The 6,631-nt window shown below is 68.5% G+C and carries 9 protein-coding genes; 1 reads left to right on the forward strand and 8 read right to left on the reverse strand.

The window, feature by feature from the left end; all coding sequences use genetic code 11:
• A partial coding sequence (locus R1101_RS0113415) for an HAD family hydrolase (RefSeq protein ID WP_016933930.1) occupies window positions 1-523 on the forward strand: 523 nt, incomplete at its 5' end.
• A gap of 17 nt (window positions 524-540) precedes the next feature.
• Here the strand turns inward: R1101_RS0113415 and R1101_RS0113420 are convergent.
• The 8 genes from R1101_RS0113420 to R1101_RS26690 form a co-directional block, all read right to left on the reverse strand.
• Window positions 541-1,524 carry a lysophospholipid acyltransferase family protein gene (locus tag R1101_RS0113420; RefSeq protein ID WP_016933931.1) on the reverse strand — a complete coding sequence of 328 codons (984 nt, stop codon included), beginning with the start codon at window positions 1,522-1,524 and terminating at the stop codon, window positions 541-543.
• The gene (locus R1101_RS0113425; protein ID WP_026003238.1) at window positions 1,521-2,552 is read right to left on the reverse strand and encodes an NAD-dependent epimerase/dehydratase family protein; all 1,032 of its coding nucleotides are present in this window, start codon (window positions 2,550-2,552) and stop codon (window positions 1,521-1,523) included. Before R1101_RS0113425 ends, R1101_RS0113420 begins: the two co-directional genes overlap by 4 nt.
• A 224-nt stretch (window positions 2,553-2,776) precedes the next feature.
• Window positions 2,777-2,878 carry a 30S ribosomal protein bS22 gene (locus tag R1101_RS29605; protein ID WP_003402602.1) on the reverse strand — a complete coding sequence of 34 codons (102 nt, stop codon included), beginning with the start codon at window positions 2,876-2,878 and terminating at the stop codon, window positions 2,777-2,779.
• Window positions 2,879-3,127: 249 nt separating this feature from the next.
• Window positions 3,128-3,364, reverse strand: a complete 237-nt coding sequence (locus tag R1101_RS0113435) for a helix-turn-helix domain-containing protein (RefSeq protein ID WP_006552345.1) — start codon at window positions 3,362-3,364, stop codon at window positions 3,128-3,130.
• Window positions 3,365-3,531: 167 nt separating this feature from the next.
• Window positions 3,532-4,392 (reverse strand): pyrroline-5-carboxylate reductase, encoded by an 861-nt coding sequence (gene proC / locus R1101_RS0113440; protein WP_016933934.1) that lies wholly within the window; start codon window positions 4,390-4,392, stop codon window positions 3,532-3,534.
• Between the two features lie 102 nt (window positions 4,393-4,494).
• Entirely contained in the window at window positions 4,495-5,352 is an 858-nt protein-coding gene (locus tag R1101_RS0113445) for a thioesterase family protein (protein ID WP_016933935.1), read from the reverse strand.
• Window positions 5,349-6,014 (reverse strand): MerR family transcriptional regulator, encoded by a 666-nt coding sequence (locus tag R1101_RS0113450; protein WP_016933936.1) that lies wholly within the window; start codon window positions 6,012-6,014, stop codon window positions 5,349-5,351. Before R1101_RS0113450 ends, R1101_RS0113445 begins: the two co-directional genes overlap by 4 nt.
• Before the next feature lie 152 nt (window positions 6,015-6,166).
• Window positions 6,167-6,631 (reverse strand): sugar phosphate isomerase/epimerase family protein (locus R1101_RS26690; RefSeq protein WP_016933937.1); only part of this gene is annotated, 465 nt, incomplete at its 5' end.

Raw genomic sequence — 6,631 nt, forward strand, 5'->3', positions numbered from 1 at the left:
GATCTACGACGAGATCATCGCCGACAAGATCTGGCCGGGCACCCGCGCTCTCGCGCAGATGCATCTCGACGCCGGGCAGCAGGTGTGGCTCGTGACCGCGACGCCGGTCGAACTGGCCGACGTCATCGCCGAACGCCTCGGCCTCACCGGTGCGCTGGGGACCGTCGCCGAGTCGGAGAACGGGGTGTTCACGGGCCGTCTGGTCGGCGACATCCTGCACGGTCTCGGCAAGGCGCACGCGGTACGCGCCCTCGCGATCCGTGAGGGTCTCAATCTCAAGCGGTGCACGGCATACTCCGACAGCCACAACGACGTGCCGATGCTGTCGGTGGCGGGCACGGCCGTCGCGATCAACCCCGATCCGGATCTGCGGCAGGTCGCCCGTACGCGCGGGTGGGAGATCCGCGATTTCCGGACGGCGCGCAAGGCCGCGAAGGTCGGGGTGCCGACGGCGCTCGGCCTCGGGGCCGCAGGTGGTGCGGTCGCGGTCCTCGTGGGCCGCCGCCGCGATCGAGCGGCATAGGCCGGAGGCGGCGGCACTCAGCCGAGGAAGACGTTGCGGCGGCGCGTGAGCAGCTTGTAGAGGGTCTGCTGGATCGTCTCACGTACGTGGTCGGTGACCTCGAACAACACCATCGGATCTTCCGCCGCCGCGTCGTCGTACACGTCGGTGACGATCGGTGTGCCGAACTCGATGTACCACTTGGAGGGCAGCGGCACGATCCCCAGCGGCCCGAGCGCCGGGAACTGCGGGGTGATCGGGAAGTAGGGCAGGCCGAGCAGGCGGGCGAGCGAGGTGAGGTCGGCGAGATTCGGGTAGATCTCCTCCGAGCCGACGATCGAGCACGGCACGATGGGTGCCTGGGTGCGCAGTGCCGCCGACACGAAACCACCGCGTCCGAACCGCTGCAGTTTGTAGCGTTCCTTGAACGGTTTGCCGAGCCCTTTGTAGCCCTCGGGGAAGACCGCGACCACCTGGTCCTGGGCGAGCAGGCGTTCGGCGTCGGGATGGCACGCGAGGGTATGGCCCGCCTTGCGGGCGACCGTCCCGACCACGGGCAGACCGAAGGCGAGGTCGGCGGCGAGCATCCGAAGCGGGCGGTCGGCGTGGTCGTGCACGGCGACGGAGGTCATCAGCGCATCGACGGGGAGCGTGCCGGCGTGGTTGGCGACGACGAGCGCGCGGCCTTCGGCGGGGATGTTCTCGATGCCGCGGACCTCGACGCGGAACCACTTGTCGAACAGCGGGCGCAACACCGGCAGGACGACGTTGTCGGTGAAGTGCGGGTCGAAGCCGAAGTCGTCGACCTCGTAGTCGCCGGTCATGCGGCGGCGGACGAACTCGGCGGTAGCGGTGACCTGCTGTGCGAGGGTTCCGCGCAGGTCGTCGAGGAACTGATCGGTGCGGCTCCTCCGTTCGGGGGTGGACGGTGGCCCCATGGACGGATGGGGTGTGCGTGTGACCCGTTCGCCGGGACGGCGGTTGCCGGCGTGCAACGGGATGACCTTCGCGACCTCCGTCATCGCGTCTCCCTCGTCTCTCCGAGCACGGAGAGCGCCATCGACTCGGCCTTGTCCACCCATTCGGTCTTCACGAGGCGGGTGAGGGCGAGGCCCCGGGCGAAATCGTCGAGCGCTTCTCTCGTGGTCCAGCGTGGCTCGAATCCGAACTCGTCGCACATGCGCGTGGTGTCGAGTCCGCATCCGAAATGGAAATAGTCGAGTTCTTCCTTGGTGAACGAGTTCATCACGGAACCCATGAGTGCGTGCCCGACGGTACGGAACAGCGCGTAGGGCATCGGCACGATGACCCCTCCGGCCCGGCGTACGGCCTGGGTCATCATGACGATGCCCTCACCGGCGATGTTGTACGTCCCGGGTGGTCCGGCGACGACCGCGTGTTCGAGCGCACCGAGCGCGTCCTCCTCGTGGAGCAACTGGAGGCGCGCGTCGCGGCCGAGCACGTTCGGGACCAGCGAGGAGGTGAGATAACTCGACACCGAGCCGGGCAGCCGGTTCCCGACGGTGGGTGCGAGCCGGAGGATGGTGGTCGCGATGTCGCTGCGCCGCCGGGCGACTCCGCGCAGATACCCCTCGACCTCCAGCATGTCGCGGGCGAAGGCACCGGTGGGCCGGCGGCGGGCACTCATCTCCTCGGTGAACTTCGCGGGATCCTTGGCGCTCGAGCCGTAGACGACGGACGAGGACCGCAGCACGATCCGGCGCACCGACGGCGCCTTCTGGCACACCGCGAACAACTGCATCGCGCCGAGGACGTTCATGTCCTTCATCGCGGTGCGGCTACCCGACTTCGGGGCCTTGGTGACGGCGGACGCGTGGACGACGGTGTCGACGTCCATGTTGCGGATGATCTTGCCGATGAGCGGATTGCGGATGTCGGCGAGCACGAACTCGGCCCGGCCCATGCGTCGGAGCATGTCCTTCGACGGTGACTGCGTGTCGACGCCGATCACCCGCTCGATATCCGGATTCTGGGCAAGCCTGGTGACGAGGAAACCACCCAGGAACCGACTTGCTCCGGTGACCAGCACGACTCGCGGACGTGCCGCCTCGTGCCCCTGCGAAACCACTCGTGAACCCCCTGCTGCACCACACGCGTCATCGGTCACATTCGCCCCGGCGCGGTATGCCGTCCCACAATACGGCCACTTCGCTGCCGTCGCACGACAGGTCGGTGAATTTTCGGGTGCCGGGATGCGGAGACGAACGATGCCCGTCACCATGGATGGTGACGGGCATCGGACAGGCGCAATGCTTACTTGCCGAGTTTACGACGCTGCACTCGAGTGCGGCGGAGCAGCTTGCGGTGCTTCTTCTTCGACATGCGCTTACGGCGCTTCTTGATCACAGATCCCATGTGGGCATCCCTCACGTTCCTTGTAGCGTTCCTGCGCACGCCGGTGACGTACGCCTGATGTATGTCGACGCTGGGCCTCGTGGCGACGAGTAACAGCGCCTCACGACACCGGCTGGCCGGTACGACGTCAAGCAATCCTACCGGGGCGGCCCACCGGCGTGAAACCGAGGTCCGCCCCGGGACGCGACTTCCCTCGCGCACCGGATCCGTTCGCCGAACCGCCGTCCCCGACGACGCGCCGACCGTCCCTTATCCGACGTCGAAATACGACGTCTCCAGATAGTCGTGGACGGCCTTCGCGTGCACGCGGAACGACCGTCCCACCCGCACTGCGGGTAGTTCGCCGCTGTGCACCAGCCTGTACACGGTCATCTTCGACACCCTCATGAGAGCTGCCACTTCGGCAACCGTCAGGAACTGGGTACCGGCGAGAACCGACTGTCCGTCTTGAGGTTGACCCTTCGACGGCGTGTTTCCTGAAACCATTACACACCTCCGGCACGCCCGCGCCGCCGGCTTCCCCTCCGGCGGAACAGACACGCACGTGCTGATTCGAGCTTAGCGTGACAAATGGTTCGTGTGCGACGATGCAGCCGGGGAATTTCCGGCGAGCGAGCCGTTCGTCGTCACGCTACGCCTCACCTGGGCCTCTGTCAGGCGGTCCCGGAGAGCCCTTCCCGGGCCACGGGCGACACCTGATCGGATGCCGCTCCGAGTTGCGCGGAACGACGCTTCGCGGCGTCGAGCGCCTCGTAGAAGGCAGTGCGCACCCCTCCACGCTCGAGTTCGCGGATCGCTGCTGCGGTGGTTCCTCCCGGCGAGGTGACCGCCGCGCGCAGGTCGGCGGCGTTGTCTCCGGAACGCGCGAGCATGGCCGCCGAACCGGTCATCGTCTGCACCACCAGGTCGGTGGCGACCGCTCGGGTCAGACCGAGCGCGACACCGGCATCGATCATCGCCTCCGCGACGAGGAAGAAGTAGGCGGGACCGGATCCGGACACCGCGGTGACCGCATCGATCTGCGACTCCGGGACCACCGAGACCGTCCCCACGCTCGCGAGGATCTCGCGGACCGTGTCGAGATGCTGCTGCTTGACGTACCGGCCCGCGGACAGCACGCTCGCACCCTCCCCGACCAGCATCGGGGTGTTCGGCATCACGCGCACGACGGGGAATCCCGCCGGGAGCTTGGTCTCGTAGCGGACCGTCGGGATGCCGGCCGCGAGCGACACCAGGATCTGTTCGTCGTCGTTCCCGGCGTCGACCGCCGCGAGGGCGGTGACGACGGCGTCCACATCGTTGGGCTTGACGGCCACGACGACCACGTCGGCGCCTTCCGCGGCGTCGGCGGTGCTGTCGGTGACCCGGATCGAGTAGGTCCGTGACAGTTCGTCACGTCGTTCCTCGAACTTCTCGGCGACCACGAGATCCTTGGTCGCGAAACCGTTCTTCAGCAGACCCGAGACCAGCGCCTCGCCGATCCTGCCGCCACCGATCACTGCGATTCTCGTCATGGGGACAGACTGCCACGACGGCTCGTGCGGTCCACACCACGGTGACGGTCGTGCGGTCACACCGCACGACCCGCCTGCCGGGACCGACCTCGGTGGAGTGCGTCAGCGCGGCATCATGGCCAGCTGACGCGACTGCACGACGACCTGACCGGTCGAGTCGACGACGGTGTGGTCCTCCTCGAACCAGGTGTTGCCGAGGACGCTGCTCTCGGCGATGACGCGCAGCCATCCCGGAGCCGGCACCCGGCGCAGATATGCGGTGAGCTGCACCGTCGGCGCCCACCCGAATCGGCCGAGGTTCATCGCCACGGGAGCCGACACGTCGCCGCACATGAGCGCGAACAGTACCGAGGTGTCGACGTCGGCCTCGTCGCCCGGTGACGGCCGCGTCCACATCGACACGAGCGGTTCGCCCTGCTCTCCGTCGAGGAAGCGCGCGGTGGAGGCGTCGATCCGGAGCCGGGAGGTGGAGGCGAACTTCACGATCTGCCCCATGGGGTGCTCGGGGGTGACGAGCACCGACCCGTCCGGCGGGTCGGCGGGCATGGTGGTCGCGCGGTGCGGCACCGTGTGGAACGGCTGCTCGGTGTCCGGTGCGCCGAGGGTGACGCTCGCCCGCACCGCCACGCGACCGGCCTGGGACAGCTCGACGTCCACGACACCGATTTGTTTGCCCTGCTTGCGCAGGACGGTGGTGAGCTCGACGTCGCCGGGATCGGGCGCGGAGACGAACGAGGCGCTGACGGCGAGGGGCTGGGTGAGGGGGTCGACGCCGGCGTCGAGCACAGATCTGCGGGCCACGGACGCGCACACCGCGAGCAAGCAGCCGCCGTGCACCTTGGGTCCGATGGTCCACACCGGAGCGATGTGGGCCTGCCATGCGGCGGTGCCGTCGGGGTGGCTGCCCGGCACCCGGGTGACCGAAGTCAGGTCGCGGAAGGGCTGGTCGGTGGGGGTCACTGCTGCTCCTGGTGGTCGTTCGGGGCCGGATCGTCGCCGGTCGTGGGGAGATCGCCGGACCCGAACATGCGGGCGGCGAGATGCTGGTGGGCCAGTCGGCGCATGGCGGTGAGCACCGGTTCGTACAGTGCGGTCCCGAGCACGGCCGCCTCCACGGTGATCTCCCGGGAGTCCGTCGGCAGCAGCTCGAGGTCGAGCTCGGCGATGGCGCGGACGTGTCGGCCGTAGGCATCGATCCGGCGATGTCCCATCCGCAGACCGGCCGTCTCGAGTGCCGCGAGCGCATGTTCGAGTTGTGCCACGGCCGCGAACCGCGGGTCGTAGATCTGGCCGAGGTGTTCGAGCAGCCGACGGGCCCGGGGGTAGTCGGGACCCGTCGAGTCCTCGACGTAGGGAGGCAGGGCGGCAATGGCGTGGCCGAGTTCGACGAACAGGTCGTCGCGGGGGTTGTCGACGAGCTCCACGACGGTCTTGATCTTCTCGAGGGGCAGGCCCTGGGCGGCGAGAGCCCGGACGAGACCGAGGCGGCGGACGTGCCGGTCGTCGTAGGTCGCCGAGGTAGCGCTCGTCGCCACTCCGGGCATGAGCAGCCCTTCCCGCAGGTAGTACTTCACCGTCGGCAGCGGGATGCCGCAGCGCTCGGCGAGTTCCGAGATACGCACGGATCACCTCCCGTCCTCGACACCGGATACTACAACTATCCAGTTACGTGAATTCTGGTGAGCAGGTGTGGAGAGGACTTCCGCGCCGGAGCGACTCGGCAGGATGTTCGGGGCGGTTCCGCTCGCCGGCATCCTCACCGCGGGTGCTGATCTCAGGCGTCGCCGTGTTCGCCGCCGGAATCGGTGCGCTCCGATTCGGGGATGCGCGCGATGTCCGTGTGCCGGGGACTCTCGGGACCGGCCGTGAGCGCGCGCGTCGCCGAACGATCCAGATGCGTGCGCGCGAAGGCCAGCGACCGGGCCAGCATCCCGGCACGCTCGGCACGTGTGCGCGCGCTCTGGGTGCTGATCTCGAGCACGACGTGACCGCCGAAATCACTCGCCGCGATCCGGCGGCAGACCTCCGCGCACGGCTGCGTGCCCGTTCCTGGGACGAGGTGCTCGTCGAGCGAGGACCCCCTGCCGTCGGCGAGGTGGAGGTGGGCCAGCCCCTCCCCCATCCGATCCGCCAGCGCGAGAGCGTCTGCTCCTGCCGTCGCGGTGTGCGACAGGTCGAGCGTGTAATGCGCGAAACCGGTGTCGGTCGGGTCGAGCGACGGGCTGTAGGCAGAGACCGC

This window comes from Rhodococcus sp. R1101 (assembly GCF_000278445.1).
Classification (GTDB): domain Bacteria; phylum Actinomycetota; class Actinomycetes; order Mycobacteriales; family Mycobacteriaceae; genus Rhodococcus; species Rhodococcus gordoniae.

What these genes read in the sequence shown, in the direction of transcription:
- R1101_RS0113420 (WP_016933931.1), bottom strand. Translation starts at nt 1,524, where the DNA reads ATGACGGAGGTCGCGAAGGTCATCCCGTTGCACGCCGGCAACCGCCGT.
- R1101_RS29605 (WP_003402602.1), bottom strand. Translation starts at nt 2,878, where the DNA reads ATGGGATCTGTGATCAAGAAGCGCCGTAAGCGCATGTCGAAGAAGAAG.
- R1101_RS0113435 (WP_006552345.1), bottom strand. Translation starts at nt 3,364, where the DNA reads ATGGTTTCAGGAAACACGCCGTCGAAGGGTCAACCTCAAGACGGACAG.
- proC (WP_016933934.1), bottom strand. Translation starts at nt 4,392, where the DNA reads ATGACGAGAATCGCAGTGATCGGTGGCGGCAGGATCGGCGAGGCGCTG.